The sequence below is a fragment of the Methylobacterium phyllostachyos genome (genome assembly GCF_900103445.1).
GTDB classification, from domain to species: domain Bacteria; phylum Pseudomonadota; class Alphaproteobacteria; order Rhizobiales; family Beijerinckiaceae; genus Methylobacterium; species Methylobacterium phyllostachyos.
This window is the reverse complement of the sequence record NZ_FNHS01000009.1, coordinates 34,133-59,426: the sequence shown is the minus strand read 5'-3', so window position 1 is coordinate 59,426 and position 25,294 is coordinate 34,133. Positions and strand designations below refer to the sequence as shown.

29 protein-coding genes and 1 tRNA gene are annotated in these 25,294 nt (G+C 69.3%); 9 read left to right on the top strand and 21 right to left on the bottom strand.

The genetic code is table 11. The annotated features are described in order from the left end of the window. Positions 1–244: 244 nt before the first annotated feature. From BLQ49_RS15490 to BLQ49_RS15480, 3 genes are all read left to right on the top strand, one after another. The gene (locus BLQ49_RS15490; protein WP_143012265.1) at positions 245–463 is read left to right on the top strand and encodes a hypothetical protein; all 219 of its coding nucleotides are present in this window, start codon (positions 245–247) and stop codon (positions 461–463) included. Positions 464–911: 448 nt separating this feature from the next. After that, positions 912–1,478 carry a hypothetical protein gene (locus BLQ49_RS15485; protein ID WP_244507613.1) on the top strand — a complete coding sequence of 189 codons (567 nt, stop codon included), beginning with the start codon at positions 912–914 and terminating at the stop codon, positions 1,476–1,478. Positions 1,479–1,535: 57 nt separating this feature from the next. Next, positions 1,536–1,985, top strand: a complete 450-nt coding sequence (locus BLQ49_RS15480) for a hypothetical protein (protein WP_091717151.1) — start codon at positions 1,536–1,538, stop codon at positions 1,983–1,985. A 223-nt stretch (positions 1,986–2,208) separates the two neighbouring features. On the opposite strand, the gene pcaD is transcribed toward BLQ49_RS15480, so the two are convergent. The 3 genes from pcaD to BLQ49_RS15465 are packed head-to-tail and all read right to left on the bottom strand — an operon-like array spanning position 2,209 to position 3,583. Then, positions 2,209–3,000: a 3-oxoadipate enol-lactonase gene (gene pcaD, locus BLQ49_RS15475; RefSeq protein WP_091717149.1), complete on the bottom strand. Its 792-nt coding sequence runs from the start codon at positions 2,998–3,000 to the stop codon at positions 2,209–2,211. A 22-nt stretch (positions 3,001–3,022) separates the two neighbouring features. Continuing rightward, positions 3,023–3,283 carry a YciI family protein gene (locus tag BLQ49_RS15470; RefSeq protein WP_280140981.1) on the bottom strand — a complete coding sequence of 87 codons (261 nt, stop codon included), beginning with the start codon at positions 3,281–3,283 and terminating at the stop codon, positions 3,023–3,025. A 24-nt stretch (positions 3,284–3,307) separates the two neighbouring features. Then, on the bottom strand, positions 3,308–3,583 hold the full coding sequence (locus BLQ49_RS15465; protein ID WP_091717145.1) for a muconolactone Delta-isomerase family protein: 276 nt from the start codon (positions 3,581–3,583) through the stop codon (positions 3,308–3,310). A 222-nt stretch (positions 3,584–3,805) separates the two neighbouring features. On the opposite strand from BLQ49_RS15465, the gene BLQ49_RS15460 reads away from it, so the two are divergent. Further along, a complete protein-coding gene (locus BLQ49_RS15460; protein WP_091717143.1) occupies positions 3,806–4,861 on the top strand; it encodes an enoyl-CoA hydratase/isomerase family protein in 1,056 nt (351 codons plus the stop codon). Positions 4,862–5,680: 819 nt separating this feature from the next. Here BLQ49_RS15460 and BLQ49_RS15450 read toward each other — a convergent pair. Both BLQ49_RS15450 and BLQ49_RS15445 read right to left on the bottom strand, forming a co-directional pair. Continuing rightward, complete coding sequence (locus BLQ49_RS15450; RefSeq protein WP_091717141.1) at positions 5,681–5,941, bottom strand: hypothetical protein; 261 nt, start codon at positions 5,939–5,941, stop codon at positions 5,681–5,683. A gap of 186 nt (positions 5,942–6,127) precedes the next feature. Next, positions 6,128–6,499, bottom strand: a complete 372-nt coding sequence (locus BLQ49_RS15445) for a hypothetical protein (protein ID WP_244507612.1) — start codon at positions 6,497–6,499, stop codon at positions 6,128–6,130. A gap of 383 nt (positions 6,500–6,882) precedes the next feature. Here BLQ49_RS15445 and BLQ49_RS15440 point away from each other — a divergent pair, with 383 nt between their 5' ends. Continuing rightward, positions 6,883–7,296 carry a Ros/MucR family transcriptional regulator gene (locus tag BLQ49_RS15440; protein WP_244507611.1) on the top strand — a complete coding sequence of 138 codons (414 nt, stop codon included), beginning with the start codon at positions 6,883–6,885 and terminating at the stop codon, positions 7,294–7,296. Positions 7,297–7,500: 204 nt separating this feature from the next. Further along, positions 7,501–7,926, top strand: coding sequence for a GFA family protein (locus BLQ49_RS15435; RefSeq protein ID WP_091717137.1), 426 nt, complete (start codon positions 7,501–7,503; stop codon positions 7,924–7,926). Positions 7,927–7,940: 14 nt separating this feature from the next. Here BLQ49_RS15435 and BLQ49_RS15430 read toward each other — a convergent pair whose 3' ends face one another. From BLQ49_RS15430 to BLQ49_RS15410, 5 genes are all read right to left on the bottom strand, one after another. Next, positions 7,941–9,017 carry a YeiH family protein gene (locus BLQ49_RS15430; protein ID WP_425284008.1) on the bottom strand — a complete coding sequence of 359 codons (1,077 nt, stop codon included), beginning with the start codon at positions 9,015–9,017 and terminating at the stop codon, positions 7,941–7,943. A 52-nt stretch (positions 9,018–9,069) separates the two neighbouring features. After that, on the bottom strand, positions 9,070–9,390 hold the full coding sequence (gene sorB / locus BLQ49_RS15425) for a SorB family sulfite dehydrogenase c-type cytochrome subunit (protein WP_091717133.1): 321 nt from the start codon (positions 9,388–9,390) through the stop codon (positions 9,070–9,072). A 12-nt stretch (positions 9,391–9,402) separates the two neighbouring features. Then, the gene (sorA, locus tag BLQ49_RS15420; RefSeq protein ID WP_091717131.1) at positions 9,403–10,605 is read right to left on the bottom strand and encodes a SorA family sulfite dehydrogenase catalytic subunit; all 1,203 of its coding nucleotides are present in this window, start codon (positions 10,603–10,605) and stop codon (positions 9,403–9,405) included. 661 nt (positions 10,606–11,266) lie between these two features. Then, positions 11,267–11,343 (bottom strand) — tRNA-Arg (locus BLQ49_RS15415). A 103-nt stretch (positions 11,344–11,446) separates the two neighbouring features. After that, the gene (locus BLQ49_RS15410) at positions 11,447–11,821 is read right to left on the bottom strand and encodes a response regulator (protein ID WP_091717128.1); all 375 of its coding nucleotides are present in this window, start codon (positions 11,819–11,821) and stop codon (positions 11,447–11,449) included. 370 nt (positions 11,822–12,191) lie between these two features. Between BLQ49_RS15410 and BLQ49_RS30785 the strand changes: the two genes are divergently transcribed. Then, the gene (locus BLQ49_RS30785) at positions 12,192–12,449 is read left to right on the top strand and encodes a response regulator (RefSeq protein ID WP_342028191.1); all 258 of its coding nucleotides are present in this window, start codon (positions 12,192–12,194) and stop codon (positions 12,447–12,449) included. Between the two features lie 68 nt (positions 12,450–12,517). On the opposite strand, the gene BLQ49_RS15400 is transcribed toward BLQ49_RS30785, so the two are convergent. Then, on the bottom strand, positions 12,518–12,847 hold the full coding sequence (locus BLQ49_RS15400) for a CsbD family protein (RefSeq protein ID WP_091717126.1): 330 nt from the start codon (positions 12,845–12,847) through the stop codon (positions 12,518–12,520). Positions 12,848–13,264: 417 nt separating this feature from the next. After that, positions 13,265–13,852: a PAS domain-containing protein gene (locus BLQ49_RS15390; protein ID WP_091717122.1), complete on the bottom strand. Its 588-nt coding sequence runs from the start codon at positions 13,850–13,852 to the stop codon at positions 13,265–13,267. A 193-nt stretch (positions 13,853–14,045) separates the two neighbouring features. On the opposite strand from BLQ49_RS15390, the gene BLQ49_RS15385 reads away from it, so the two are divergent. Beyond that, on the top strand, positions 14,046–14,297 hold the full coding sequence (locus tag BLQ49_RS15385) for a hypothetical protein (RefSeq protein WP_143012264.1): 252 nt from the start codon (positions 14,046–14,048) through the stop codon (positions 14,295–14,297). 97 nt (positions 14,298–14,394) lie between these two features. On the opposite strand, the gene BLQ49_RS15380 is transcribed toward BLQ49_RS15385, so the two are convergent. Together BLQ49_RS15380 and BLQ49_RS15375 are read right to left on the bottom strand one after the other, a co-directional pair. Further along, positions 14,395–15,684 (bottom strand): D-serine ammonia-lyase, encoded by a 1,290-nt coding sequence (locus BLQ49_RS15380; RefSeq protein ID WP_143012263.1) that lies wholly within the window; start codon positions 15,682–15,684, stop codon positions 14,395–14,397. Positions 15,685–15,767: 83 nt separating this feature from the next. Continuing rightward, positions 15,768–16,133: a tautomerase family protein gene (locus tag BLQ49_RS15375; RefSeq protein ID WP_091717118.1), complete on the bottom strand. Its 366-nt coding sequence runs from the start codon at positions 16,131–16,133 to the stop codon at positions 15,768–15,770. A gap of 402 nt (positions 16,134–16,535) precedes the next feature. Here BLQ49_RS15375 and BLQ49_RS15370 point away from each other — a divergent pair, with 402 nt between their 5' ends. Further along, positions 16,536–18,752 carry a TonB-dependent receptor gene (locus BLQ49_RS15370; RefSeq protein ID WP_091717116.1) on the top strand — a complete coding sequence of 739 codons (2,217 nt, stop codon included), beginning with the start codon at positions 16,536–16,538 and terminating at the stop codon, positions 18,750–18,752. A gap of 19 nt (positions 18,753–18,771) precedes the next feature. On the opposite strand, the gene BLQ49_RS15365 is transcribed toward BLQ49_RS15370, so the two are convergent. The 7 genes from BLQ49_RS15365 to BLQ49_RS30305 form a co-directional block, all read right to left on the bottom strand. After that, positions 18,772–20,100: an LLM class flavin-dependent oxidoreductase gene (locus BLQ49_RS15365; RefSeq protein ID WP_244507610.1), complete on the bottom strand. Its 1,329-nt coding sequence runs from the start codon at positions 20,098–20,100 to the stop codon at positions 18,772–18,774. A gap of 8 nt (positions 20,101–20,108) precedes the next feature. Further along, positions 20,109–21,434 carry an MmgE/PrpD family protein gene (locus tag BLQ49_RS15360; protein WP_091717114.1) on the bottom strand — a complete coding sequence of 442 codons (1,326 nt, stop codon included), beginning with the start codon at positions 21,432–21,434 and terminating at the stop codon, positions 20,109–20,111. Next, positions 21,434–22,228: an amino acid ABC transporter ATP-binding protein gene (locus BLQ49_RS15355; RefSeq protein WP_091717112.1), complete on the bottom strand. Its 795-nt coding sequence runs from the start codon at positions 22,226–22,228 to the stop codon at positions 21,434–21,436. Before BLQ49_RS15355 ends, BLQ49_RS15360 begins: the two co-directional genes overlap by 1 nt. 12 nt (positions 22,229–22,240) lie before the next feature. Continuing rightward, positions 22,241–22,984, bottom strand: coding sequence for an amino acid ABC transporter permease (locus BLQ49_RS15350; RefSeq protein ID WP_091717518.1), 744 nt, complete (start codon positions 22,982–22,984; stop codon positions 22,241–22,243). Positions 22,985–23,013: 29 nt separating this feature from the next. Further along, complete coding sequence (locus tag BLQ49_RS15345) at positions 23,014–23,757, bottom strand: amino acid ABC transporter permease (protein WP_091717110.1); 744 nt, start codon at positions 23,755–23,757, stop codon at positions 23,014–23,016. Between the two features lie 40 nt (positions 23,758–23,797). Beyond that, entirely contained in the window at positions 23,798–24,643 is an 846-nt protein-coding gene (locus BLQ49_RS15340; RefSeq protein ID WP_091717108.1) for a transporter substrate-binding domain-containing protein, read from the bottom strand. 141 nt (positions 24,644–24,784) lie between these two features. Beyond that, entirely contained in the window at positions 24,785–25,033 is a 249-nt protein-coding gene (locus tag BLQ49_RS30305) for a DUF333 domain-containing protein (RefSeq protein ID WP_244507609.1), read from the bottom strand. Positions 25,034–25,294: the final 261 nt, after the last annotated feature.

The window sequence follows — 25,294 nt, the reverse complement described above, 5'->3', positions numbered from 1 at the left end:
TCCGGCGGGGTCGTACGCGCGGCCCTGGGGCGTGGAACCCCCTGTCTGATGGGTTGGTGCCGACCAGAACGGCACCTGCACCTTGGCCACGCGGTCGGGGAGCCTGCGGCGCATGTCCAGGCGTTCCGGCGCTAAAGGTCGTAGGGACCGTTCAGACACGGTTTTCCAACTCCCCGACTCGGGATGGTCGAAGGCGCGTTTGCGGGGGCGTACCGCAGACCAGAGCCAGCCGGGAGATTGGGCCGTGGGTTCCAGCGATCCCGAACTGCGGATGCGCCGGCTCGCCGAGCTGCGCGCGGCCTACGATGCCTGCCCAGGGATCCCGGGCGACCGCCGTGAGAGCTGCACGGCACGGCATTCGCGGGTCTTGCTGGGGCGGATCCTGGTCGCTCTGAACCCGGCGCAGGGCTGTACCTCCGTGACGGCGATGCGGCCGGACGGGAAGTCTCGCGCCGACGCTTGAGGCTTCCACCGTCGCGCCAACCCGCCTCCTTCCCGGTGCGGCACCCTCGCTCCCGGATGGCGTGATGTATAACCGACGTTTTGCAATCATCCGGCAGCGAAAAGGGCTTTTCCGGCGCAGCCCCACAGACATGATCCGCATCCGAACAACAAGATCAGTTCATATATTTCTGTTTTTATTATTATATCCAAATCTTGTTCTGCGGCAAAACGCGGACTTGCAATCTCGGCGGAGCGCCGTGCGCCCGCCCCGCCGTTTCGCCAACGTAGATCGCGACACGATCTTATTATGCCCAATCTTTATGGGCAAACGCAATACACATGTCATGCTCTTGAATGTAAATCGACATGAGATCAATATTCACTTGGCGCCGACGGTTCGGCCGGCCTGATCTGAACAATCCGTCCGGGGCCGGTCCGTCTTGCAGGCGCCAGACTGGGAGGTCGTCATGATGGGCAGTCAAATCGCATTCACGACACGCGCGGGATGTGCGGCGGCACTCGGCCTGCAGCTCCTCGCCCCCGCCACGGCCGGCGCCGAGGACATGCCGCGGCAGGGAGATTTCCGGATCACCTACACTTCGACCGTGCTGGCCGCGCCGAAGCCCGTGACCATCGGCGAGAACCGCGTAGCCTCGGCGACGATCAACATGATGACCGCGGTCAATGAATCCGGCGGCAAGCTCCTGCACAACATGGCCGGGCGCTGCACCTCCGCGCCGACGATCGACAACGGCGCGAAGACCCTGGAGAACCACGGCTATTGCGACTACGTCGATGCCGATGGCGACCACGTGTTCGAGAAATGGGACTACCCGCTCCAGCCGCTCGCAGCGGTGAACGAGGGGACCGGCCAGTGGATCGGCGGCACCGGAAAGTTCGCGGGCCTGTCGGGCACGATGACGATCCGCTCACGCCGGCTGAACACCCTGACGGACGGCGCCGTGCAGGTGGTTGGCGAGAAGCTCGGCAGCTACAGCTTCACCGACACGGTGGCGAGCGCCAAGCCCGACTGAGCGAGCCGGACCGAGAGCCGCCGGGACGGCGGCCCGTCGAGGCGCTATACGCGGCCCATGACGCCCGCCGATCGAGACCGGTTCGAGAAGTGCCTTGCGCTCGCCGCGCAGGGCGCGACGACGGGCGAGCGCGCGGCCGCGCGGGCCGCCGCCACGCGCATCGCGGCCGGTGCCGGCCTGACCTTCGCCGAAGCGATGCGCGCCGTCCGGCCCGTCCGGCCGGATCCTGCGCCGCGGCCGCCGCCCCGGCGCTCCTACCCCTGGGCTCAGCCGAAGGAACCGGTAGAACCCATCACGGTCGAAGAGTTGCTGCGCCAGAAGGCGGAGACTGAGGCGTGGCGCAAGCGGGCGGCCGCCCGGGCCAAGCGCCGGAGCCAGAAGGAGCAGCCCGACCAGGAGGCCTACGCGGCGGAGCAGCGGGCCCGGCAGGCCGAGCGTGACCGTGCCTGGGCGCAGGCCCGTGACCCATCCGACGGCGTGTCGGGCCGTGTTCGATCGGATCGCTGAACCATCTGCGGCGCGAGACTGACACGCTCGAACCGACCCGACAACCCACGCCCCCATTGTGCGGTGCCGGAATGGAGCGGAGGCCTCGAAGGAGCCCTCCGGCCAGCGGCCCGATCCCTGAAGCCCTCTTTCCGGGTCCGCTGGCTCAAGCACCTCAGGATGTGGCGATCGGTTGGACGGCCCTTCTCAGGATCGGCCTCCTGACTCGCACGTAGCCACGGCCCTACGACGCAGGCGCTTCGCCGAAGAACGCCAGCAACGCCTCGTTGAAGCGCGCGACATCCTCGAGATTCGTCAGATGCGCGCCGCTCAGCTCGCGATACTGCGCGCCGGGGATGTGATCGGCCAGGAAGCGGCCTGCCGCGGCCGGCGTCGCGGCATCGTGCGTCCCGGCGATCACGAGCGTCGGCACGGCGATCCGCGCGAGGTCGGCGCGGAAGTCGGCGTCGCGCACCGCCAGGCACGCCGCCGCGTAGCCCTCCGACGCGGTAGCGGCCAGCATCCGGCGCAAGGTCGCGGCCAGCTCAGGCTTGGCCGCCGCATAATCCGCCGTCAGCCAGCGGGCGGCCACCGTGTCGGCAATGCTGCCGACGCCGTCGGCGCGGACCGCCTCGGCCCGGCTGGTCCAGTTCTCGGGGGGGCCGATAGTGGCGGCCGTGTTGCACAGGGCGAGGCGACGCAGCCGCTCCGGATGGTTCAGGGCGAGCCATTGCCCCGTCAGGCCCCCCATCGACACGCCGGCGAAATGCGCTTGGCCGATGCCGAGATGATCCAGCAGGCCGATCACGTCCCGGCCGAGCTGGGCGATCGTGTAGGGCCCCGGCGGGACCGCCGATTGCCCGTGCCCGCGGGCGTCATAGCGGATCAGGCGGAAGCGGCGCGCCACGGGCTCGACCTGCGGCGCCCACATGTCCAGCGACGCGCCCAGCGAATTGGACAGCACGAGCGCGGCGTTCGCCGGGTCACCATCCGCCCTGTAGTGCAACCGGACCCCGTCGCATTCCGCGAAAGCCATCAGCGCGCCTCCTGTTTTGAAGTTAGCTTTTGCCGTCGAGATCGGCCTTGCGCCAGCGCCGGATCTCGACGCGCTCGAACAGATACGCCTGAGAGAACGGATCGGCCGCCGCGCGGATCTCGACAGCCACGATGGAGAGGCCGTCGCCCGCGTCGCTCCCGTCGTCGTTCAGCTTGGCGCCGCAGGCCAGGAGGCAGTCCTTGATCCGGTCGAGACAGGCCGGATGCTCGGCGCGATGCGCCTTGCGGATCCCGATGCTGCCCGGCTTGTCGAAGGTCTCGATGATGGAGGGCGTGGTTCCGGCCTGTCAGTTGGCCGCGATGGCCGAGGGATGCTGTGCCAGCAGCGTGACGTGGATCGTCACGTCCGGGTTGGGGGACAACGCCGTCAGGATACCGTGCCGTTCGTCGTTCCCGGCCACATCGAAGACGCTGTCCTTGGCGTATTGCCCGGCGATCCGCCACAGGTGCCGCCACGGGCCGTCTCGCTGAAGCTTTTGCGAGACGGCCCTCCCCTCGGTCTTCGGGCAATCCGCCCCTGTTCTCGGAAGGCCCGCCGGGATGTTGACCTGCCTGTGGAGCATCGTGGCTGTCGTCTGCTGACCGGATGTCCGTGCGGGCCGCGATGCGTATCGTCCCGGGACAGGCTGTCGATGCCGTCGCCGGCCAGGCCGCGCGCCTTACGCGCTGGATCGGGAACGGTCGGACCTGGTTGTCCCCAATGCCGCCCCGTTATTGCGGCGATCCGGATGCAAGACTATCCAGCCGCCCCATAAATCGAAGCTCACAGGGGGATGCGTCCGACGATGACGGGACAATCGACAGACGAGGTCGTGTTCGAGGCGCGCGGCTCCCTCGGCCTCATCACGCTCAGCCGGCCCAAGGCCCTGAACGCGCTGACGCTGGGCATGATCCAGGCGATGCAGGCGCAGCTTCAGGCCTGGGAGACCGACGACCGCGTGACCCGCGTGGCGGTGCAAGGCAGCGGCGGACGGGCCTTCTGCGCGGGCGGCGACGTCCGGCGCATCTACGAGGCCGCCAAGGCCGGACAGACCGCCGCGATGTTCGCGATCTGGCGTGGCGAGTACGCGCTCGTCGCCGCGATGGCGCGCTACCCGAAACCGATCGTGGCGCTGATCGACGGCATCGTCATGGGCGGCGGCGTCGGCATCTCGGTGCACGGGCCGTACCGGGTGGCATCCGAGTCCTACGCCTGGGCGATGCCCGAGGTCGGCATCGGCTTCATCCCGGATGTCGGCACAACAGCGCTCCTGCCGCGCCTGCCGGGACACGCCGGCTCCTACCTGGCGCTGACCGGATCCAAGATCGGGGCGGGTGATGCCCTGGCCGTGGGGCTCGCGACCCATGCGGCGCGCGCCGCCGATTTCCCGGCGATCCTCGATGCTCTGGCGGCGGGCGGCCCGATCGACGAGGCACTGGCCGCCCATGCCGCGCCAGCGCCGCCGCCGGGACCGGTGATCCGGGAGGCGGGCCGCATCGACACGTGCTTTTCCGCCAACAGCGTCCAAGCCATCCTGGACAGGCTCGATGCGGTTCAGGATTCGGACTTCGCCGCCGAGACGGCACGCACCATCCGCCTCCGTTCGCCGACGAGCCTCAGCCTCACTTATGAGCAGATGCGGCGTGGGGCCGGCATGACCGTGCTGGAGGCGATCCGGACGGAGTACCGGCTGGTGACCCGCATCATGCGGGGGCACGATTTCTACGAGGGCGTGCGCGCCGTGCTCATCGACAAGGATAACCGCCCGGCCTGGCAACCGGCGACGCTCGATGCCGTCGATCCGGACGCCATCCGGGCCGCTTTCGAGCCGGCAGAGGAGCCGGAGCCGAGCTTCACCTGAGGGGTCGCGTTCTGACACGCACCCTCCCTTCCCCCTCCGGTGGGGAAAGGTGGCCCCGGCGTCGGCAGGGGTCGGCTCGGGGCGAAGTCCCGCGAAGGGGGAACCCGGCTTCAGGATTGGACGCGGGCTTCAGGGAGGGCACAGACCCATTCCGTGCCGTCGCTCCCCTCGGCGGGCCCTGAAGTCGGTGCGCGGCAGGGTGTCGGGCACCACAGCTCAGCCTTCGCGCAGGCCCAGTATCGTCTGGAGCCGGCGGGAGGGAAAGACGCGGGTCCGGTTGCTCTTCGGGCCAGGCGGGATCGTCGCATCTGCCCGCCCGTGACCGATGCCCCCTACCCCCGATCCATCGCCCCGGACCGCGCGGACGGGCTCACGATCGGGTCGCGTGTGCGTGCCGCCAAGTGCGATGAGGCCGGCGATGAGGCCGGCGATGCGCGCGGGGCGGCGGCGCGACCTGCGGCTGTGCCACCGGGGACGGTGGGGCGGCGACCCCGTCATGGGCCGCGATGACGCGCCGGGCTTCCTCGACGCTCATGTCGCAGGCGCTCGTCATCCCCTGCAGGGCTCCGAGCGCGCGATTGTACTCGGGCAGATTGGTGCATCCGGGGACGCCCCATGCCCAGGCCGGGGCAGGCGCAAGGCCCAACAACAGTGTGAAACCGGCCAACCCCTTGCTGAGCGACACGTCCAGTCTCCCGCGGCGGCGACCCGAACCGCAGGATCCCGCGACGGGGCAACGCGACGCCCCCCGCCCTCGGTTCGCCAGCCCCAACCGGCATGCGGCGAATTTAGGCGCCGCCGGACCCGGCGACTGCCCATTCAGGCGGCCTTGAGCAGGACTCCCGGCTGGGAGAAGATGAACTCGCGCTTGTAGAAGTAGACGCCGCGGTCCCGCGTGGCCCGTTGGGCATCATCGACATCAAAGCCGAACGGCTTGTCCCGCGACGTGTCGATGCAATCGACGTAGTGCCACTGCACGCCGTCGATCATCGCCGGGATCGGCTGATCCTGGCGAACCGCGCAGAATTGTTGGGCGTCAGAGGCCTTGGCGAAGAGATAGAAGGTCTTCCGTGCGCACATCGCAACCTCCAGGAGACGCGGGGGTGTATCTACGACGCAACGGTCAAGCTATAAACCGGATTTACTCAAATAGTCAAGCTTCTGCCATATTCTCGCCGCGCATGGGGCAAGAACCCGCCCCTTTCCGTCGCGGTGAACCGATGCCTTCCCGGACCTGCCGTCCGGCGCCCTGCCCGGCAGCCCGTCCTAGAGGCAGCCGACCCGCCGCAGGGCGCCAATCAGCTTACGGCCGACACGGTAGCCATTGAGCGATTCGGATCCGAGGATGTGAACCGTCTCGGTCCCGGCGGTCCGATTGTAGAGGAACAGGTGGAAGCTCTGCTCCCGCTGCTCCGGCGAGGTCGCGCTCACCTGACCGCAGAACGCGACCGCGTCGCCGGTTTCACGCGCGATCGGCCTGATCTTGCGGAACCGGACGAGCGGCGCGCTGGGGAACTCGGCGGCGACCCTGGCCCGCATCTCAGACTCGGGCGGTGCGCCGAACACGAGCGGGTCCGGAGCAAGCAGGCCGAGTGCGTCCTGCCCCTCAACGACCTGCGGAGCGAGCAGAAGCGCCATGAGGGGCACAGCCCGTAGGCCAACGCCCGCCTTCCTTCCGAAAGCGCTGGTCGCGACCCCGCCTCCGGCCTCTCGACGCAAGGTGAGCGAACCCATTCCCTGAAGAATTCCCCGAGATGTGGGACCGTATTGGACCACGAAGATAGAGCGGATGAAAGCGGCACGGGCTGAAGACTTGGCTCCCGCCGCCCCGACCTCCTTCGACACTGTCACGGCCCCGCATCGACGGCCCGAGGGCGCAGCCTGCGCTGACCGCGTCATACGGTTGCGGGGCCTCGGCCGAAGGCGCTCGACCTATCGGCTTCCCGGCGTTGACACATCCTTTTGTAGGAGTATCTCCAATTGTATGGGTTTTGGTGGGGGTCGGTATGGGATCGGTCAATGTGAACAAATCTGAGGACGCTCTACAGCAGACAATGCACACCCTCGCGGTCCGTCTCGTCAAGGCGTACCTGTCGAACAATTCCATTCCGCCGGCCAGCGTGCCGCCCCTCCTGGCCGGCACCCACGCGACGCTCCTCGCTCTCATGAAGCCGCCGGCGGCGGACTCCACCCCTGTCCCGTTGCCGTCGCCGAGCGAGATTCGCAGGTCGGTTCAGCCAGACCGCATCGTGAGCTTCATCGACGGGCGGTCCCTGAAGACGCTGAAGCGTCACCTCGCCGCTCATGGCCTGACGCCGGACCAGTATCGGCGGCGCTACGGCCTGCCGCCCGATTACCCGATGACGGCGCCCGCCTATGCCACGCAGCGCTCGCAGATCGCCAAGGGGGTACGCCTCGAACGCGAGTCGAGCTGAGCTTCACCGCGCACGACCGGGCATCCGGCCCCCGTCGTGTCGTGTGCGCTGCGCTCACACGGCGCGTGACAAACTCTGAATTGTCCGGTCCGCACGGCGGCGATACGTTGATGTCGCAACGCTCTCAGCCGCAAGGGACACCGACTCGACGCAGGAACGCGCGTTGAAACCGGGACCGAGAGCCGAAGACGAGGTCCGGACGACATGGACGCCGACACCAGGCTGCGCACCGGCCAGTGCCATTGCGGCGCGGTGCGTTTCGACGTCGTGCTGGCCGACGGCTTCCGGACGATCCGGCGCTGCACCTGCTCCTACTGCCGCATGCGGGGCGCGGTCGTCGCGATGGCGGAGGCGGGTGGAATCCGGATCCGGCAGGGCGCGGATCTGCTGAGCAGCTACCGCTTCCACACCGGCACGGCGCAGCATTTCTTCTGCTCCCGCTGCGGGATCTACACGCACCACCAGCGCCGCTCGGACAGCACGCTATACGCCGTCAACGTCGCCTGCCTCGAGGGCGTCAGCCCGTTCGATTTCCCCGCCGTGCCGGTGATGGACGGCGTCAATCACACGAACGACACCGGGCAGCCGACGCGCCGCGCCGGGACGCTGCACTTCACGCCCGCCGACTGAGGATCGCCGCCCGCTCAGCCGATCCCGAGGCCGCGGATGAGCAGGACCGCGATGGCCAGGAGCACGAGCAGCGAGGCGGTGACCGCCAGCGTCACCCGGCCGCCAACCTGCGCCAGCACGCGCACATCGACGCCGAGCCCCAGAGCGGCCATCGACACGATCGTGAGGAAGCCGGCGATCCGGGCCAGAGGCGCCACCGCACCGTCCGGGATCAGCCCCAGCGAGCGCAGCGAGGCCAGCGCCAGGAAGCCCAGGATGAACCAAGGCACCAGCTTGAAGAAGCCGAGCCGCCCGGGCACGGCCTTGCCCGTCGCCCCCGCCGCCGGCAGGCGCGGGGCGATCAGCGACAGCGCCACCACCACGGGGCCGAGCATCAGCACCCGCACGAGCTTGACCAGCGTGCCCACCTGCGTGGCCAGCGCGCTCACCGGCACGGTGGCGGCCAGAACCTGCGGCACCGCGTAGACCGTCATCCCCGCCAGCACCCCGTACTGGTGCTCGCTGAAGCCGGCCAGCGGCACGAACAGCGGCAGGCCCAGCACCATCAGCACACCGAGCACCGCCGTGAACGCGATGGCCGCCGCCACGTCCCGGCTGTCGGCGCCGATCACGGGGGCCACGGCGGCGATCGCCGAGTTGCCGCAGATGGCGTTGCCGCAGGCGATCAGCAGCGCCATGCGCACCGGCAGGCCCAGCGCGCGGCAGAGGGCGCAGCTCGCCAGGATGGTCAGCGCCACCGCGCCGACGATGCCAGTCAGCAGCGCCGGCCCCGAGGCGACGATCGCCCCGAGGCTCACCGAAGCGCCGAGCAGCGTGACGGCCACCTCCAGCACCTGCTTGGCCGAGAAGGCGATCCCGGCCTTGAACCGCGCCCCCGGCACCCAGGCGGTGCGCACCGCCGTGCCCAGCAGGATCGCCAGCACCAGCGCCTCGACATAGGGATGCCCGGTGAGGCTCTCCTCGCCGGCCTGGAGCACTTGCGCCACCCCGGTGATGACGCCGCACAGGAGCAGGCCCGGCAGCAGGCGGCCCGCCGCCCCGGCCCAGACGGATCCGCGGGCGCGGTCCGCGGTGTCGGATCCCGCAGCCATACGGCCGGCGATTCTGGCGGTCATTGGGGGTCTCCCTGCCCGACGCCGGGCCTCAGTAGGTCGCGCCGAGATAGGCGGCGATGGCCTCGGCCTGCTGCGCCTCGATCGGGGCGTGATAGACCTTGATCATCTTGGTGACCTCCGCGCCCCAGAAGGCAGAGCCCTTCCGGGGTGGCTGCATGGCGACATAATCCGCCGAATGGCACGTCATGCAATTCTCCTGCACGGCCTGGAAGCCAAGCGCCTGGCCCGGGTCGGACGGCGCCCGGAACTGTGCGGTCGGCTCCGGCAGCGCGTAGGTCTCGGGCGCGGCGCGGGCGGCTGTCCCGATGAGTGCGGCCAAGGCGGCGGCCAGCTGGATGGACCTGATCATGCCTGATCTCCCTCAGGCCGCCCGGATGCGGGTGGTCTCGACCACGTTGCGCATGTAGCCGGGCGGGTTCCAGAGCGGCTCCATCGGCTGCGTGCCGCCGTCGTTGCCGGTCGCGCGGACGCGCAGGGCATGCGGACCCGGCGGCAGGTCGGCCTCGGCATTCCACACCCGGAAGGCGTAGCGGCCGAGATCATGGCCGAGCCGGGCCGGGTTCCAGGTCTTGCCGTCGTCGGTGGAGGTCTCCACCGCCCGAATACCCGAGCCGCCGTCGAACGCGATGCCGCGCAACGGCACGCGGCCGGCCTTCACCTGCGCGCCGTCCGCGAGGTTGGTCACGAAGGAGCGGACGTTGAACCGCCCGATCGGCACGGTCCTGTCGGGTGCCTTGCCGGGCTCGGTGCAGGCGCACGCGTTGGCGGGGATGCGGTAGGCGCTCGTCATCCAGAAACCGTCGAACGGCTTGTCGAGCACGGTGACGGCGTTGAGGTGCTTGACCCAGTAGGTGCCGTAGTAGCCCGGCACGACGAGGCGCAGGGGGAAACCGTTGAGCCAGGGCAGGTCCTGCCCGTTCATGCCCCAGGCCAGCAGGACCTCGCCGTCATTGGCGTGATCGAGGGGGAGCGCCTTGGCGAAGTCGGGCGTCTCCGGCAGGACCGGCCCGTCGAGCCCCCCGAACGAGACCTGCACGGCCCCGGCCTTCACGCCCGCCCGGTCGAGGACGCTCTTGAGCGGCACGCCGGTCCAGCGGGCGCAGCCCATGGCGCCGTTGGCGAGCTGGCCGCCGGCGATGCGGGGCTCGAAGAAGCCCCGGGAATTGCCCGAGCACTGGTTGACGGCGACGATCTCGGTCTGCCCCGGCAGGGCCTTGAGGTCGGCCAGCGACAGCTCCAGCGACTGCTCGACATGGCCCGTGACCGCGACGCGATAGGCTTGACGGTCGATCTGAGTGGGGATGTCGGCGAGGTGGTAGCGGACGAAGAAGGCGTCGTTGGGGGTGATGGCATCCTCGTCGAACACCGCGAACGGCGTCTCCAGCTGCGGCGGGCGGGCGGTCATCTGCAGGAGCGGGCGCTTGCCCGGATAGGCCACCAACGGCCGCGCGCCGTTGCCGAAGGGCAGGGTTACGGTCTCGCCCGCCTCGGTGCGAAGCGGCGCGAGGGCCCGGCCGCCGGCACCGAGGGCCATCGCCGCGAGAAGACTGCGCCTGTCCATCATCCTCAGCCTCTCTTGCCGCGGCGAACGTCACGATGAACACCACCCCCGTGCGGGGTGCGGTGCCGGATGGCACTGAGTCCCGCGTTCCGGTTCGGCGCGCAGGCGGCGATAGGGCTGCCGATCAGAACGGGAATACGCCAGTCCCGGGCGCGCATCCACTCCGCGAGCAGAGGCCGCGCAGGCTCCAGCGAAGCCGAGAGCAGCAGATCATGGTGGCCGGCCGCATCTGGCTGCGCTGGCATCGTCCTGGACGATATGGACGCCGCTCGCGGCCCCTGAGCGTCGGGCGGCGCCCTCAAGGCGGCTCCGCCCCTCGGGGGGGCTGAGCCACGCCCTGGCCTGCTCCAGGCTGCTGAAGCGCCGAAGGATGATTTGTGCCCCGCGGAACAGCCGGTTCGCGCCCGCATCGACGGGTGGCCCGAGGGCCTGCGCTCCGTCATCGCGATCATGCGATGCGGATCCGATCGCGCGCCGTCCGGCTCTCCTCGAACAGGAAACTTGATACCGGTGCCTGCCATGACCTGGCCCGGGGCGACTGTCGCGGAGGCCACAGCTGGCCCAGCAAGCGTATCTGTCGACAAGCGCGTTGCAGGTTTTGCATACGCTGCGCGGCCGACAGCGCTCAAAGGCAACCGCTCGATAGCTGACGCTCGAAGAACTCTGGCGACCCCGGTAGGGCTCGAACCTACGACCTGCCGCTTAGAAGGCGGCTGCTCTATCCAGCTGAGCTACGGAGTCTGGTGCCGAGTCGGGTCGTAGCAGCCGCTCCACTGCCTGTCATCCACCCGCGGGACAGCCGCAATTCCTGCCGGGCAATCGGAATCCGAGGTTGCAGCGGCGATCAGGGCGTCGCAATGAGCTTGGTCAGGACTCGGACCAGTTCAGATTCCACGAACGGCTTCTCGATCCAAGGCCGGTGACCGTACACGGAGGCATCGGCCAGGTGCAAATCCCCGGTGGCGAACAGGTACGGCACGCCGAGGATACCGAGCTTGTCGGCGATCGGATAGGCCGTGTCCCGGTCGCCGAGGTTCACATCGAGTACCGCGGCGTCGGGGCGGTGATCCGCGATCAGATCCAGCGCCCCATCCACGCTCGGAACCGGCCCGACCACGATCGCGCCCGCGGTCAGCAACCAGCGCTTGACCTCGCTGGCGATCAGATACTCGTCCTCGACCACGAGGATGTGGCGGCCGGTCAGGGGGGTGTCGGGCATGGTGTCTCCCGATACGCGGAGATACGGTGTCGGACCTCAGCACATCAACCCCGCCAGCCCTACGCTGTTCGCCCCGTCGGGGGATCGCGGCATCGCGATCCGGCTGCGCACGCCGTCTCGAGCTTCCACAGGGGCAACCCCGCCACCGACGCGGCGCTGGCCAGCCGGACGCTCGGCACGGGTGGCGCGGCGCTCGATATCCGTTGGATCGCTCACCGGTCGTCGTGTCCTGTTGGTCGAGGACGAGTACCTGATCGCCAGGGAACTCGCGCGCTGGCTGCAGGAGGCCGGCGCCGTGGTGATCGACCCGGGCCGCAGGCGTCGAGCGGGCGCTCGACCTGATCGAGGATGACGGCGCCCCGACGCAGCCGTGCTCGACATCAATCTCGGGGGCGAGATGGTCTACCCGGTCGCGGATCGCCTCGCGGCCCTGGACGTGCCGTTCCTGTTCGCGACCGGCGATGTCCAGGGCCGGGACAATCCGCGCTACGGCGCGCAGCCACGCTTGGAGAAGCCCGTCATCGCGCCGGAATTGCTGCGAGCGCTGGACGATCTCTTCGCGGCGATGCCACACGGTGCCCCCCGCATCCCTGACGCAGGCTCCGCGCAGGTCCGCGCAGGGGGATGAGCGGCCTGTCTGCACGAAGACCCGAGGACGCGCCGCCTGGCACGACGGCGTGGGACAGGCGGCGCGGTTCAGAACTTGCTGATCAGCAGGCCCAGGCCGAAGCCGACGAGCCCGGCGACGACCAGGGAGGCGTGAGGCCAGGCGACGGACTTCTGGTGGCCCTCCCATGCGTAGCGACGACCCTGATCGTAGGCATCGGCGGCATGGTCCGAGACCTCGTCGGCCGCGTGCCGGACGGCATCCTTGGCTTGACCGTAGAGGTTCTGCGCGGTGCCCTCCGCCTCCCGGATACGGCCCGCGACCGCGTCGCGATCCGAGCCGACGACGTCGCCGACCATCCCCTGTACCGTGCCGCCGAGTTCCCGCGCGGCACCGGTGATCCTGTCCGTGTCGACCATCTCGCGTCCCTGTCATCGTCTTCCGGGCGGGCACGATCGGCGGCCGGGGCATCCGGTCGCTCGCCCCCTCGGGCGACTGGGGCAACGGCGGTTTCCCGCAGGCGTTCCGGCATTGGATCCCGCACCGGGCGCCCGGCTCAGTCTTCTCGGCCCTCACGCGAGGCCTCGATGGACCGTTCCGTCACGACGGGTGACCGCCGAGCCGCGGCCACGGCTTGCGCGAGGATCGCGCCGCGGACAGCACCGGGCCGTCGCTCAGGCGCCGGCCAGGGCGGGCCCTTCGCCGATGGCGGCTCGGCGCAGGGCCGGATCACGCCGGTCTCCGGCCGCACGCGTGTGGTCGCGGGGTGCAGCAGAACCGCGGCGTCGGCGAGTCCCATCCGCACATGTATCGTGGCGCGGATGACCGCGCCGGGCTCACCGGATCCCGTTCCGGGCGAGGGCACGGCCCAATTCGAGCAACAACAGATCGGCGGCGACCCGGACCTCCCCCGGCATACCGTCGGTGAGCGTACGCTTGATGGCGATAGCGAGGTCGGCCGCGCGCTCTAACGGATCGCCGGCTGTCGGAGGCTCGGCGAGGACGTAGCGATCACCGCCGTCGCGGATCTCGGTGATGTCCATCAGGATACCGTGCGAACGCCGGGGTGTCCCATCCGCGTCGCGATGCGTCCGTCCGCGACTGAGCAGCCATCGAATCGTCCCATCCGCTCTGCAAACGCGGTACTCGGCCAGCACCAGACCGCCGGATTGCACCGCGCGGAGCATATGGTCCATGAGCCACGTCAGATCCTGCGGATGCACCGCGGCGAGAGCGATCGGACCGCTGATCGGATGGTCGGCGAGTTCCGCGTCGCCGGTCAGGAGGATCGCCGCGCCCTCATCGTACACGACCACGCCACGCCCGTGATCCCACTCCCAGGCTCCCACGACGCACGACGCTTCGAGGGCTGCACGAAGGCGCTCGACATCCTTCGCGTAGCCATCGAGGACCTTGATGCGCATGGTACCGGCTCCCCCTGGCCCGGTGTATCCGAGTGTCAGGATGCGTACCAATATCCCAACAGAATGACAAAGATTTCACTCGCGGTTAAGCTTGCAGTGAGGCACCTTTCGTTAGCCTCTGAATATCAACATTCGCCGATCGGGAGGTTCGACGAGCCCTATGCGTAGGGTTGAACCGGAGAGATCCTGCGCCATGAGCACGACCCGACAAAAAACGGAACCTTCCGAATTGCTCGGCCAGATCGCTCGCGTTTTGGGCGTTCCGGCTGAAGTCTTCTTCCAGCACGCCGCGCCGGCATCCACGGATGGGGATACATCGAGCAATCGCACCGCAACGTTGCTGGCGTTGATCAGGAGCCACCTCGACGGCCTCGGCCAGGGCGAACGCAGGCGCTTCGGCGAAGCGGTCGCCGAGATGATAAACCCGGCGGACGTGGCAAGATAAGACGTCTCCTATCAGACGCATTGTCCGGACGGGAGGCCCCCGCGTTGGACGGCCGACCCGTGCGCCCCGCCCTCCGGCTCACCCGACAAAGACCCGATCAGGCACGGGCCAGCGCCGCCTCGAACTCTTGGTCCGGCAGATGCGCGCCGCCCGTGGTCCAGACCACGTGGCTGGCCTGCGCCATCTCCGACGGAGGGACCCCGGCGAGGAAGCTGCCGAGGGCGGCGAAGCCGGAGGCCGCGGAGGGTTCCAGGCGCATCCCCGCCCCGTTCCAGAGAGCCTTCAGCCAGCGGAACAGCTCCGCGTCGGTGACGGTCACGACCGCATCGACCAGTTCGCCGACGGTTCGGGCGACCAGCATGGAGGCGCTCGCGACCGCCAGTCCATCGGCCGCGGTCCGGTTGTCGAGCCCGGCCTCGTACACGCTGACCGGACGGTCGAGTCCGGAAGCGAGCTGCACGAGCATGCAGGGCGAGGCCACGGGCTCGACGAAGACCGGGCGCACCGCATCGCCGAAGAGCAACGTCAGGCCGAAGGCCACGCCTCCCGGTGCGCCACCGACCCCGCAGGGCAGGTAGACGTAGAGCGGGTGCGCCGCATCGACGGCGATCCCGGCCGTGGCGAGCTGGCGCTGAAGGTCGAGCGCCGCCGCCGCGTAGCCGAGGAACAGGTCGACCGAATTCTCGTCGTCGACGAAATGGGCGTCGGTGCGGTTGCTGAAGGCCGCGCGCGCCGCGGCCACCGCGAGCCCGTAATCCCCCGGATGCTCGACGACGTGCGCGCCGAGCGCACGCAGGCGCTGCTTCTTCCAGGCCTTGGCGTCGTGGGACATGTGCACCTCGACCTGGAAGCCGAGGGCACGCGCCATCACGCCGACGCTGAAGCCAAGATTGCCGGTGCTGCCGACCGCAACGACGTGTCGGGCAAAGAGATCGCGGAAGGGGCCGGACGCGAACGCTGCGTAGGACAGGCCGGGCCGCAGAAAGCCCGCCGCCCCGGCGAGCATCTCGGCATAGGCCAGCACCTCGTAGACGCCGCCGCGCGCCTTGATGCAGCCGGTGACCGGCAGGTCGTGATCGGCCTTGACCCAGACGGAGCCGGGCGCATCGCCGAGGATGCTCCCGGCAAGGTCGGATGGGACGGGCAACAGCGGCGAGTCGATCCGGCCATCCTGCGTCCCCTCGAACAGCTGCGCCAGCAGCGGATCGAAGCGGCGCCAGCGCGCTTCCGCACGCCGCATGTCGGCCGCCGAGAAGGCCGATGCGGCCAGCACGGACGCCGCATCCCTGCGGTGCGGATTACGCCAGACGATCGGCTCGGCCCGGCGAACCGGGGCGGGAATCGCCTGTTCACGGGAGGTCGCGTTCGGCCGGGCAGTGACGTCCATGGCATCCTCGTGGGCGCTCGTCGTTGGAACGCGGCCGGCCCATTCGCAATCCAGACGGCTGCGGCGGTTGCGACCGTCGAAGCTCACTCTGCATCGTCCTCGGCGTAGGATGCCAGTCCCTTGCCGAAGGACCACGCGTCGCGTGCATTCGGCAAGGGGACGATGGGCACGTCTTCCGGGCGCGCACCCGGGTTTCCGACCACGGTGTCGATGATTGCCCTGTCGAGGGCCTGCTTCCCCGGCATATCCCGCCGGTTCCCGACGACGATGATGTCGTCGGTCCGATGGATGCCCCGGAAATCCGCATCGTCGATCAGTTCGTCAGGCTGGTGTTGGTGCACGCGATGGACGGCACAGCTCGTTGCGATGACGCTCGAGGGTGATCGCGACATCGCTCGGGTCCGGGGCGACCGGTCGTGGCGCCCCGCACGCGAGACGCGCCGCCGCATTGCCGATCCGGCGATCGGGCAGCCCGACTGGCCAGGCTTGGCGAGCCTCGGCAAGGAGCCCGCCCCCTTCGCGGGTTTCGCGCCGGCCTGTCCGCTCCGGTCCGCGGCCGTCTCGACCCGGATGGGGGCGGTCTGCCGTGGCGGCCGGTCTCCAGGGTGTCATTCTCGGGATCGGAACTGGGACGATGCAGCAACGCCGTCGCCGGCTGCGATGTGACCTGTCGCCTTGACGGTCTGCCCGACGTTGCGCGGGGCATCCTTCATCCCGGTCTTCGGTCGAGAGCGCTCACGCTGTTGTAATATTGTTACATCGGCCAGCAACCCGGAAGCCTGGCGCGTCGGCGGCTTGTCGGGACCTGAGCGACCTGGGCATTTGCAACGCTATAACAATAGGCTCTGGTCATGAAATTTCCCTCTCTCCGGGTGGCCTTACTAACCGGCCCGATCGCGGCGGCAGCCCTCTACGGCCTCACGGTCAACCATGCCCTGGCGCAGGGCGCGGCGAATGTGAATCTGGGCGAGATCAGCGTGACCGCGCCGCGCGACACGGCCTCCGCGCCCGGACATGCGGCACAGGGCAATCCGACGCCTGTGACGGCTTCCGAAGCCGACAATCCCGCCGCGGTCGAGGAGCGTCGCTTCGGCGAGGCGCGCGACCGGATCTTCACCAGGGCCGGCGCGACCGTCACCACGCTGAACCGCAGCGCGATCGAGGCTCAGCCGCAGGGCGACAACCAGCCATTCAACCAGCTGCTGCTGCAGTTTCCGGGTGTGACTCAGGACAACGCCGCGAACGGCGGCTTTCACATTCGGAACGAGCACGGCAACATCCAGTACCGCATCAACGGCGTGCAGATCCCCGACGGCATCTCGGGGTTCAATCAGTTTCTCGATCCTGCCTTCATCGGCAGCGCCTCGCTGATCGTCGGTGCCCTGCCGGCCCAATACGGCCTGCGCACGGCGGGCGTCCTCGACATCGAGACCCGGACCGGTGCGTTCGCGGGCGGCAGCGTGAGCCTCTATGGCGGCGTGCGCGGCACGATCACGCCGACCTTCGTCTACGGCGGTCACGACGGTGCCACCGACTACTTCTTCACCGGCCGCTACTTCCGATCCAATCTGGGCATCGAGAACACGACGTCGAGCTATAACCCCGTCCACGACCATACGGCCCAGGGGCGCGAATTCTCTTACGTCTCGACCCAGATCGACCCGGATACCCGGCTGACCTATATCGGCGGCACGTTCATCGGACGTTACCAGATCCCGAACACGCCCGGCGTGGCGCCCTCGTTCACCGCCTTCGGTCAGAGCGACTTGGACTCGGCCCGCATCGACCAGCGGCAGAACGAGTTCACCAACTTCAACGTCGTGGCCGTCCAGCGGTCGGCCGGCGATGTCGACAGCCAGCTCTCATACTTCCAGCGCTACAGCACCGTGCACGCCAAACCCGATGGGCTCGGCAACCTGCTGTTCAACGGCGTTGCCTCGGACGTGTACCGCGCCTCGCTGGTGAACGGCGTCCAGAGCGACAATGCGTGGCGGATCAACCCGAGTCACACCCTGCGCTTCGGCTTCGCGGCCAGCGCCGAGCAGACGCTCAACAACAACAACAACATCGTCCTGCCGATCGACGGGTTCGGCAATCCGATCGACGCGCCGTTCAACCAGAATGACCGGGTGAGCAAGACGGGCGGCCTGGTCAGCCTCTACGCGCAGGATGCGTGGAAGATCACCGATCGGGTGATCGTCAACGCCGGACTGCGGTTCGACCAGATGTACCAGTTCATCAGCGCCAACCAAGTCAGCCCGCGGGCCAGCGTGACGTGGACCCCCTTCGACGGCACCGTATTCCACGCCGGCTACGCCCGCTACTTCACGCCGCCGCAGCAGGTGCTCTCAGCGCCGGTCAACCCCGGCCTGACGGTCGGTACCACCAACCAGGCCGAGATCCTGTCGGCCTCGCCCGTGCAGCCGGAACGTGCGGATTACTACGATATCGGCGTCACGCAGCGGGTCGCCCCGGGCTTCGATATCGGCGTGGATGCCTATTACAAGCGCGCCCGCAATCTGCTCGATGACGGCCAGTTCGGCCAAGCCTACGTGCTGACCGAGTTCAACTACGCCCGTGCCTACAACCAGGGCGTGGAGATCAAGGCCGCCTATACCGAGGGCAATTTCTCCGCCTACGGCAACCTCGCGCTGGCGCAGCAGAAGGCGCGACTCATCGATTCGGGCCAGTATCTCTTCGGCGCAGACGAACTCAACTACATCGCCACGCACTACATCTACACCGACCACGCGCAGAACACGACCGCCTCTGCCGGCTTCTCGTATCTGTGGCAGGGGACGCGCTTCAGCATGGACGGGATCTTCGGCAGCGGCCTGCGATCCGGCTTCGCCAACACGAGCCATCTGCCCGCCTATTACCAGATCAATCTCGGCGTGACGCGCGAGGTGCAACTGGTCGAAGGATGGAAGCCGGCGCAGCTGCGGCTGGATGTCGTCAACCTGACCGACAAGATCTACCAGATCCGCGACGGCACCGGGCTCGGCGTCTTCGCCGCGCAGTATGGCCCGCGCCGCGGGGTGTTCGCCGGGATCGCCCAGGCGTTCTGACCGGCCGAGCGCGAGCGGGTCACACCGGCTGCGCAGGCCCCGGGCGCGCGAGGCCGAGATGGTCCCGCAGGGTTTCGCCCGCATAGTCCGTCCGGAACAGGCCACGCTCCTGCAGCAGCGGCACGACCTCGCGCACGAAGTCGTCCAGCCCCTCCGGGAAGAAGGGCGGCATCACGTTGAAGCCGTCCGCCGCGCCGCCCTCGAACCAAGCCTGCATGCGGTCGGCCACGTCCGCGGCCGTGCCGATGATCATGTGGTGCCCGCGCCCCGCCGCCACCCGCAGGGCGAGCTGACGGATGGTCAGGCCCTCCCGGCGTGCCAGGGCGGTGAGGAGCTCGGCCCGGCTGCGGAGCTGGTCCGAGACCGGCAGGTCGGGCAGAGGCCCATCGAGGTCGTAGGATGCGAGCGAGTGGCCGAGGCGCTCCTCCAGGAGCGGCATCGCGCTGGCGATGGGGGTCCATTGGTCGAGCTCGATCAGCTTCGCGCTCGCCTCCGCCAGCGTGCGGCCGATCACCGGCAGGAAGCCCGGCATCACCGCCACCGAGTCCGGATCGCGCCCGAAGCCGGCGACCCGCTGCTTGAGGCTCGCGTAGAAGCCCTGCGCCTCCGCGATATCCTGCTGCGCGGTGAACACCACGTCGGCCCGGCGCGCCGCGAGGTCCTGCCCGGGGCCCGACGAGCCGGCCTGGATCAGGATCGGATGGCCCTGCGGCGCGCGCGGGATGTTGAGCGGCCCCTTCACGGTGAAGTAGCGGCCGGCATGGTCCAGGATCCGCACCTTGGCGGGGTCGGCGTAGACCCCGCGGGCCTTGTCCTTCACGAAGGCGTCGTCGTCCCAGCTGTCCCAGAGGCCGCAGACCACGTCCACGAACTCCTCGGCGACCGCGTAGCGCTCGTCGTGCGCCGGGTGCGCCTTGGAGAAGTTGTTGGCGGTGCGGGCGTAGGAGGTTGTGACGATGTTCCAGGCCGCCCGGCCGCCGCTCAGATGATCGAGCGACGCGAAGGCCCGGGCCACGTGGTAGGGCTCGCCGTAGGTGGTCGAGGCGGTCGCCGCGAGGCCGATCCGCTCCGTCACCATGGCGAGGGCGCTGAGCAGCGTCAGCGGCTCGAACCGGGCGATCATGGACGGGTGGGCGTCCACCGCGCTGGTGAGCCCATCCGCCAGGAAGACCATGTCGAACTTGGCGGCCTCGGCCATCTGGGTGACCCGGCGCAGGAGATCGAAATTCTCGCTGCCGGCCTCCGCGTTCGGATGGCGCCAGCCCGAGACGTGGTGACCGGCCCCCTGGAGGAACAGGCCGAGATGCATCTGGCGCGGCATGGCGGGCATGGTCCGATCGGTCGTCATAGGGCGGCTCACGGCTGGGCGAGGAGTTGGAGGAGGCGCGCGAGGTCGCCGGGATCGCGCATGCTGCGTACGAGATCCGGCACCGCCTGGAAGGCGCCGGAGCCCGCGGTGGCATCCCGGAACTTGGCATCGGCGTCGTCGAGCCCGGGCAGGCCGTCGATGCGCCGGCGCACGGTGCGGCCCTGCGCGTCGGCGAGCTCCACCACCACGAACCGCGTGCCCGGATCGGAGGACAGGCGCGGTGCGGCCGTGTCGTGCCGGCGCTCGACCCGTTCGGCGATCGCCGCGAGGTCGGGGCGGACCGGCCGTTCGTCGAAGTGATCGAGGCGCACCGCGCCGTCCACCAGGGAAGCGGCCAGGATGTATTCCGGGCTGAAGCGCGCCTCGATCCCGGTGCCCGGCGCGCGGACCACCAGGGCCGCGTCGCCACCCGGCGGGAACGTGATGGTCGCCCGCGCCAGATCCCGCCAGCCGTCGCGATGGAAGGCGAGGCCGGCGACCGCCACCGGATGGGCCGCCGTGCAACACGGGAACGCCTTGAGCGTCAGGCCGGGGCGGAGGATCTGCCAAGGGGCGCCCCACGCTTCCAGGACGCGCTCGGGCTTCGCTTCACCGAAGCCGTAAACCGCAAGAAGACCGTTCGCGCCGTCGAGGCTCTCGGGAGCGCCCGACAGGCCGGCCTCGGCGAGGCGGGCCGCGATCAGACCGTTGCGGGCGGCGAGCCCGGCATGGAGCGGCTTGGCATCGAACCCGAACTGCAGCCGCAGCCCGGCGGCCTGCGTGGCGCCGAGGCCGAGGGCGACCGCGGTGGCGGCGGCTGGAAGGCCGCGCAGATGCGCGATCGCGGCGGCGGCTCCGAGCGGACCCAGCGTCGCGGTGGCATGGAAGCCGCGCTCGTAATGGGCGGGGCCGATGGCGCGGCCGAGATGCGCCATCGTCTCCAGGCCGACCAGATAGGCGGCGAGGAACGCCTCGGCGGAGGGCGGCGCCGCCGGATCGAGGGCCGCCAGGAGCGCCGGCACGATCACCGTGGTGGGATGCCCGCGCACGCTCGCATGGACGTCGTCATAGTCGAGCACGTGCCCGGCATAGCCGTTGATCAGGGCAGCGAGTTGCGGCTCCGCGGGCCGTCCGGAGCCGATCACCGTGGCGCGGCCGGGCATGTCGCCCAGCGCGGTCCGCACGGTCGCCACCGTGCGGTCGCGGCTGCCCGCGAGGGCGCAGGCGAGAAAGTCGACCAGGGCGAGGCGCGCCGCCGCCATTGCGGCAGCATCCGCTTCGGGATGGGCCGACACGATGGCCTCGGCCAGGGCGGCGGTGAGTGAAACCGGCATCAGATCCCCTCCCGATCCTGCACCGCGTCGCGAAACCCCTGGAAGCCGCCGATGAACTGGCGGATGCGCGGGTTTCCCGATTTGTAGAACAGCTCCGCGGGCGGCGCCTGCGCGACGATGCGACCGTTCTCGGTGAACGCGATCGTATCGCTGATCTCCTCGGCGAAGCGCATCTCGTGGGTGACCAGGATACTGGTAAGCCCCTCGCGGACGAGCGCGCGGATCACGGCCAGCACCTCGCCGACCATCTCGGGATCGAGGGCCGAGGTCACCTCGTCGAACAGCACGAGTTCCGGCCGCATGGCGAGCGCCCGGGCGATGGCGACCCGCTGCTGCTGGCCGCCCGAGAGCTCGCCCGGATAGGCTGAGACCTTGTCGGCGAGGCGAACCCGGGCGAGCAGGTCCCGCGCGTGGCCCTCCGCCTCGGCGCGCGGCACCTTGAGGATCCGGACCGGCGCCAGGGTGATGTTCTGCAGCACCGTGAGGTGCGGGAACAGGTTGTATTGCTGGAACACCACCCCGATGCGCTTGCGCAGGGCAATTCGCTCGGCCTCGCTGCGCAGGGCATCGACGCGCACGCCCGCCACGGTGATCCGGCCGGCCTGCGGCTGCGCCAGCCCGTTGATGCAGCGCAGGATGGTCGATTTGCCCGATCCGGACGGACCGATGATCGAGACCGCATCGCCCTTCGCCACGGTCAGATCGATGCCCTTGAGCACCTCGACCGCCCCGAAGGACAGGTGGACATCCTGGAGATTCACCAGGGTCGGCCGGTCTGCGGAATCTTGAGCCATAGGGTCCGGCTGTCAGCGGCGTCCGAGGCGGCGTTCGAGCCGCCGCGTCAGGCGCGAGATCGGGTAGCAGAACAGGAAGAACGCCAGCAGCACCGTCAGGTAGATCGCGACGGTGAAGTCGTCGCGCCGCACGGCGGTGCTGGCATCCGTCGCGGCGTGGAGCAGCTCGTGGACGCCGACCAGCGAGGCCAGCGCCGTGCTCATGGTGATCGAGGCGGAGAGGTTCATCCAGGGCGGCAGCGCCCGGCGCAGGCACTGGGGCAGGATGATCCAGCGCAGGGTCTGGCTGCGCGACAGGCCGATGCCCTTGGCCGCGTCCCACTGCGTCGTCGGGACCGACAAAATCGCGCCCCGGGCGATCTCAGCCACGTAGGCGGCGGCGGGGATGGCGAGGCCGAGCACCGCCTTCAGCCAGTCGGGGAACGGCAGGTAGTTGCCGGCCACCACAATCTCGAAGGGGAAGATGTAGGTGGTGGCGAAGATCAGCACGAGGTGCGGCGCGTTGCGGAACACCTGCACGTAGGCCACGGCCGGGGCGCGCACGAGCCGCGCGGCCGAGAGCTCCATCGCGCCGAGCACGATTCCGCCGAGCGTGCCCAGCGTCATGGCGAGCACGCTGATCAGGACGTTCATGGCGAAGCCCGAGGCCAGATAGGGCAGCCAATCCAGCAGGTCGTGCGTCAGCCGCGCATCGAGGAGCCACCACAGCAGGATGGCGCCGCAGGCGGCGGCGAGCCACGGCCAAGCCGCGCGCATGGCCCCGCGGGCGGGAAGCGCGGCGGCGCTCACACGCCGTATCCCGGCACCGCGAGGCGGCGCTCGATCAGGCGGCCGATCCGCGACACGGTGAGGTTGATGAGCCCGAAGAACAGCAGGATCCCGATCATCAGCTCGAGGACGTTGTCGCGCTGGGTCCAGATCATGATCGACGCGTAGGTCACCTCGCTCACGGCGATTGCCGAGCCGATGGTGGTGAGCTTCACGAGGTTGACAAGGTTGTTTACCAGCGCCGGCAGGGCCGTGCGCAGCGCCAGCGGGAGCGTCACGAAGCGCAGGATCTCCAGGTCCGAGAATCCGGTCGCCTGCGCGGCTTCGACCAGGGGCGCCGGAACCGCCTCGATCCCGCCGCGCAGGGCCTCCGCGTGGAAGGCCGCGACGTGCAGGCCCGTCACCGCCACCACCCAGAAGAGCGGCGAGAACGGGTTGTTGGCCGCGCCGCCCAGGGCCCGGGACAGGAGCATGTTGAGGGCGAAGAACGCGAACATGAGCTGCACCAGCGTTGGTGTGTTGCGCGTCAGCTCGACATAGGCCCGCACCGGCCCGGCGAGCCACGGCCGGCCGGAGGTCAGGGCCGCCGCGAAGGCGATCCCGGCCGCGAGGCTCAGCGGGATCGCCAGGACGACGAGCAGCAGCGTCGTACCCATCCCGGCGAGCCACGACCGGACCTCGGTGCCGCTCAGCAGGAAGTCGTAGTGCAGGCCAAGCGCGGCCGCGCCGGCGATGAAGTGCTGCAGGGCGGCGTCGATCATGCGGTCCGCGACTGGCTCACGGCATGCGTCTCGGCTTGCGTCACGGCTTGGCCTGGGCGGCGAACTTGCGCCGCTCCTCCTCCAGGAAGGTCGGGTCGACCAACCGGTTGGCCTTGGCCATGTCCAGCATGGCCCCGGAGCCGTGCAGGTCGCGCACGGCCGCGTCGAGGGCCGCCGCGGTGTCGCGCTCGCCCTTGCGCAGCCAGATCACGGAATCGGCCGGGTCCAGCTCGGTAGGGATGACGATGGCGTAGTCCTTCCAGTCGTCCGGGCGGTCGGCGAGCAGGAGCTTGAGCGTCGGCGCGACGTGTACCGCCACCACGCAGTTGCCGCCCTGAAGCGCCAGCATCGATTCGGGCTGGCTCGGGATCCCCTTCACCACGGCCCCGTAGGTGTCGGCGAGCGGCTGCGCGTAGTTCGAGCCCTGCGAGATGCAGACCGGCTTACCCTTGAGATCGGTCCAGTCGTGGATGCCGCTGTCCTTGCGGCCGAGCGCAGCGCCCCCGGCGCGGTCGTAAGGGGTCGGCACGTGGTCGAGAATCTTCGCGCGGTCCTCCGTGTACTGCATGTTTGCGATCAGGATATCGACCTTGCCCTGCTGCAGGAACTGCACGCGGTTGGGCGGCGTGACGGTGACGAGTTCGACCTTGACGCCGAGCTTGTCCGCCAGCGCCCGGGCGAGGTCGATGTTGAAGCCCTTCTCGGCACGAGTCTGCGGATCGATGTAGCCGAACGGCGCCCCCGACAGGATGATGCCGACCGTGAGCTTCTGCCGGCCCTTGATCCGGTCGAGGGTCGCGTCCGCCCGGGCCGCCGTGCCCGCGACCAGGGTCAGGAGCGCCAGCGCGGCGCGGATGGGGAACGTGAGCGATGTGGTGCGCGCCATGGGGGCTCCGGTGCGATGCGCGGGGCGAGCGCTCTCCTTAAGCGGCGGCGCGGCACGCGGGAAGCCGGCCCGGGGCGTGGCGGTCGGGACCGCCCCCGCCGGCGCGTCCAGCGCGCGGAGTCACAACAGCGACGGGATGGGCTACCGGAACGGATTGTCGTTCGGCGCCGGCTTGGCGCCCTGGAGCATCCGGTACAGCGTCCAGGCCTCGACGATCTTCCTGCCCGGAAGATCGCAGAGCCCGACCTCGCCCCCGTCGGGCAGCTTTGCTTGGACGGACCGTCCGCCCATCGTTGCGCAGAAGACTGAGGCCGGGTTTCCGATCGCGTGGGCGGCATTGGGGAGCGCGAGACCGGCGCCAACCGCAAGCAGGACGAGAGGCTTCACCACGTGGGCCGTCCCCGGTTCACAGCTGCCGCAGCGCTGGCAGGCAAGCTCTGCGACGGAGCCGCCGCGGCCTCGGCGATCTGCGCCAGATCCACCGGGCGCCCGGCGACGCCGAGCCGGCCTGCGCACCGAACCATGGATGAAGACTTCAGCTCGCGCTTGCGCGAAACCGGCAAGATCATCATCGTCGTTACCTGCTGTTACTTGCTGATACATTTGCCCCAAAAGCGTCAATTTTAGTTCAGCCAGCGCTCATCCGCAGGG

Bases quoted from the DNA above. Each gene is read 5' to 3' on its own strand.
- pcaD (WP_091717149.1), bottom strand. From the start codon at position 3,000: ATGGCTTTCGCGGAATGCGACGGGGTCCGGTTGCACTACAGGGCGGAT.
- BLQ49_RS15480 (WP_091717151.1), top strand. From the start codon at position 1,536: ATGACGCCCGCCGATCGAGACCGGTTCGAGAAGTGCCTTGCGCTCGCC.
- BLQ49_RS15410 (WP_091717128.1), bottom strand. From the start codon at position 11,821: ATGCCCGACACCCCCCTGACCGGCCGCCACATCCTCGTGGTCGAGGAC.
- BLQ49_RS15365 (WP_244507610.1), bottom strand. From the start codon at position 20,100: ATGACGACCGATCGGACCATGCCCGCCATGCCGCGCCAGATGCATCTC.
- BLQ49_RS15370 (WP_091717116.1), top strand. From the start codon at position 16,536: ATGAAATTTCCCTCTCTCCGGGTGGCCTTACTAACCGGCCCGATCGCG.
- BLQ49_RS15385 (WP_143012264.1), top strand. From the start codon at position 14,046: ATGAGCACGACCCGACAAAAAACGGAACCTTCCGAATTGCTCGGCCAG.
- BLQ49_RS15390 (WP_091717122.1), bottom strand. From the start codon at position 13,852: ATGCGCATCAAGGTCCTCGATGGCTACGCGAAGGATGTCGAGCGCCTT.
- BLQ49_RS15435 (WP_091717137.1), top strand. From the start codon at position 7,501: ATGGACGCCGACACCAGGCTGCGCACCGGCCAGTGCCATTGCGGCGCG.
- sorB (WP_091717133.1), bottom strand. From the start codon at position 9,390: ATGATCAGGTCCATCCAGCTGGCCGCCGCCTTGGCCGCACTCATCGGG.
- BLQ49_RS15430 (WP_425284008.1), bottom strand. From the start codon at position 9,017: ATGGCTGCGGGATCCGACACCGCGGACCGCGCCCGCGGATCCGTCTGG.
- BLQ49_RS15460 (WP_091717143.1), top strand. From the start codon at position 3,806: ATGACGGGACAATCGACAGACGAGGTCGTGTTCGAGGCGCGCGGCTCC.
- BLQ49_RS15485 (WP_244507613.1), top strand. From the start codon at position 912: ATGATGGGCAGTCAAATCGCATTCACGACACGCGCGGGATGTGCGGCG.
- BLQ49_RS15465 (WP_091717145.1), bottom strand. From the start codon at position 3,583: ATGCTCCACAGGCAGGTCAACATCCCGGCGGGCCTTCCGAGAACAGGG.
- BLQ49_RS15340 (WP_091717108.1), bottom strand. From the start codon at position 24,643: ATGGCGCGCACCACATCGCTCACGTTCCCCATCCGCGCCGCGCTGGCG.
- BLQ49_RS15350 (WP_091717518.1), bottom strand. From the start codon at position 22,984: ATGCGCGCGGCTTGGCCGTGGCTCGCCGCCGCCTGCGGCGCCATCCTG.
- BLQ49_RS15375 (WP_091717118.1), bottom strand. From the start codon at position 16,133: ATGCGGCGGCGCGTCTCGCGTGCGGGGCGCCACGACCGGTCGCCCCGG.
- sorA (WP_091717131.1), bottom strand. From the start codon at position 10,605: ATGATGGACAGGCGCAGTCTTCTCGCGGCGATGGCCCTCGGTGCCGGC.
- BLQ49_RS15360 (WP_091717114.1), bottom strand. From the start codon at position 21,434: ATGCCGGTTTCACTCACCGCCGCCCTGGCCGAGGCCATCGTGTCGGCC.
- BLQ49_RS15355 (WP_091717112.1), bottom strand. From the start codon at position 22,228: ATGGCTCAAGATTCCGCAGACCGGCCGACCCTGGTGAATCTCCAGGAT.
- BLQ49_RS15400 (WP_091717126.1), bottom strand. From the start codon at position 12,847: ATGGTCGACACGGACAGGATCACCGGTGCCGCGCGGGAACTCGGCGGC.
- BLQ49_RS15380 (WP_143012263.1), bottom strand. From the start codon at position 15,684: ATGGACGTCACTGCCCGGCCGAACGCGACCTCCCGTGAACAGGCGATT.
- BLQ49_RS15445 (WP_244507612.1), bottom strand. From the start codon at position 6,499: ATGGCGCTTCTGCTCGCTCCGCAGGTCGTTGAGGGGCAGGACGCACTC.
- BLQ49_RS15450 (WP_091717141.1), bottom strand. From the start codon at position 5,941: ATGTGCGCACGGAAGACCTTCTATCTCTTCGCCAAGGCCTCTGACGCC.
- BLQ49_RS15345 (WP_091717110.1), bottom strand. From the start codon at position 23,757: ATGATCGACGCCGCCCTGCAGCACTTCATCGCCGGCGCGGCCGCGCTT.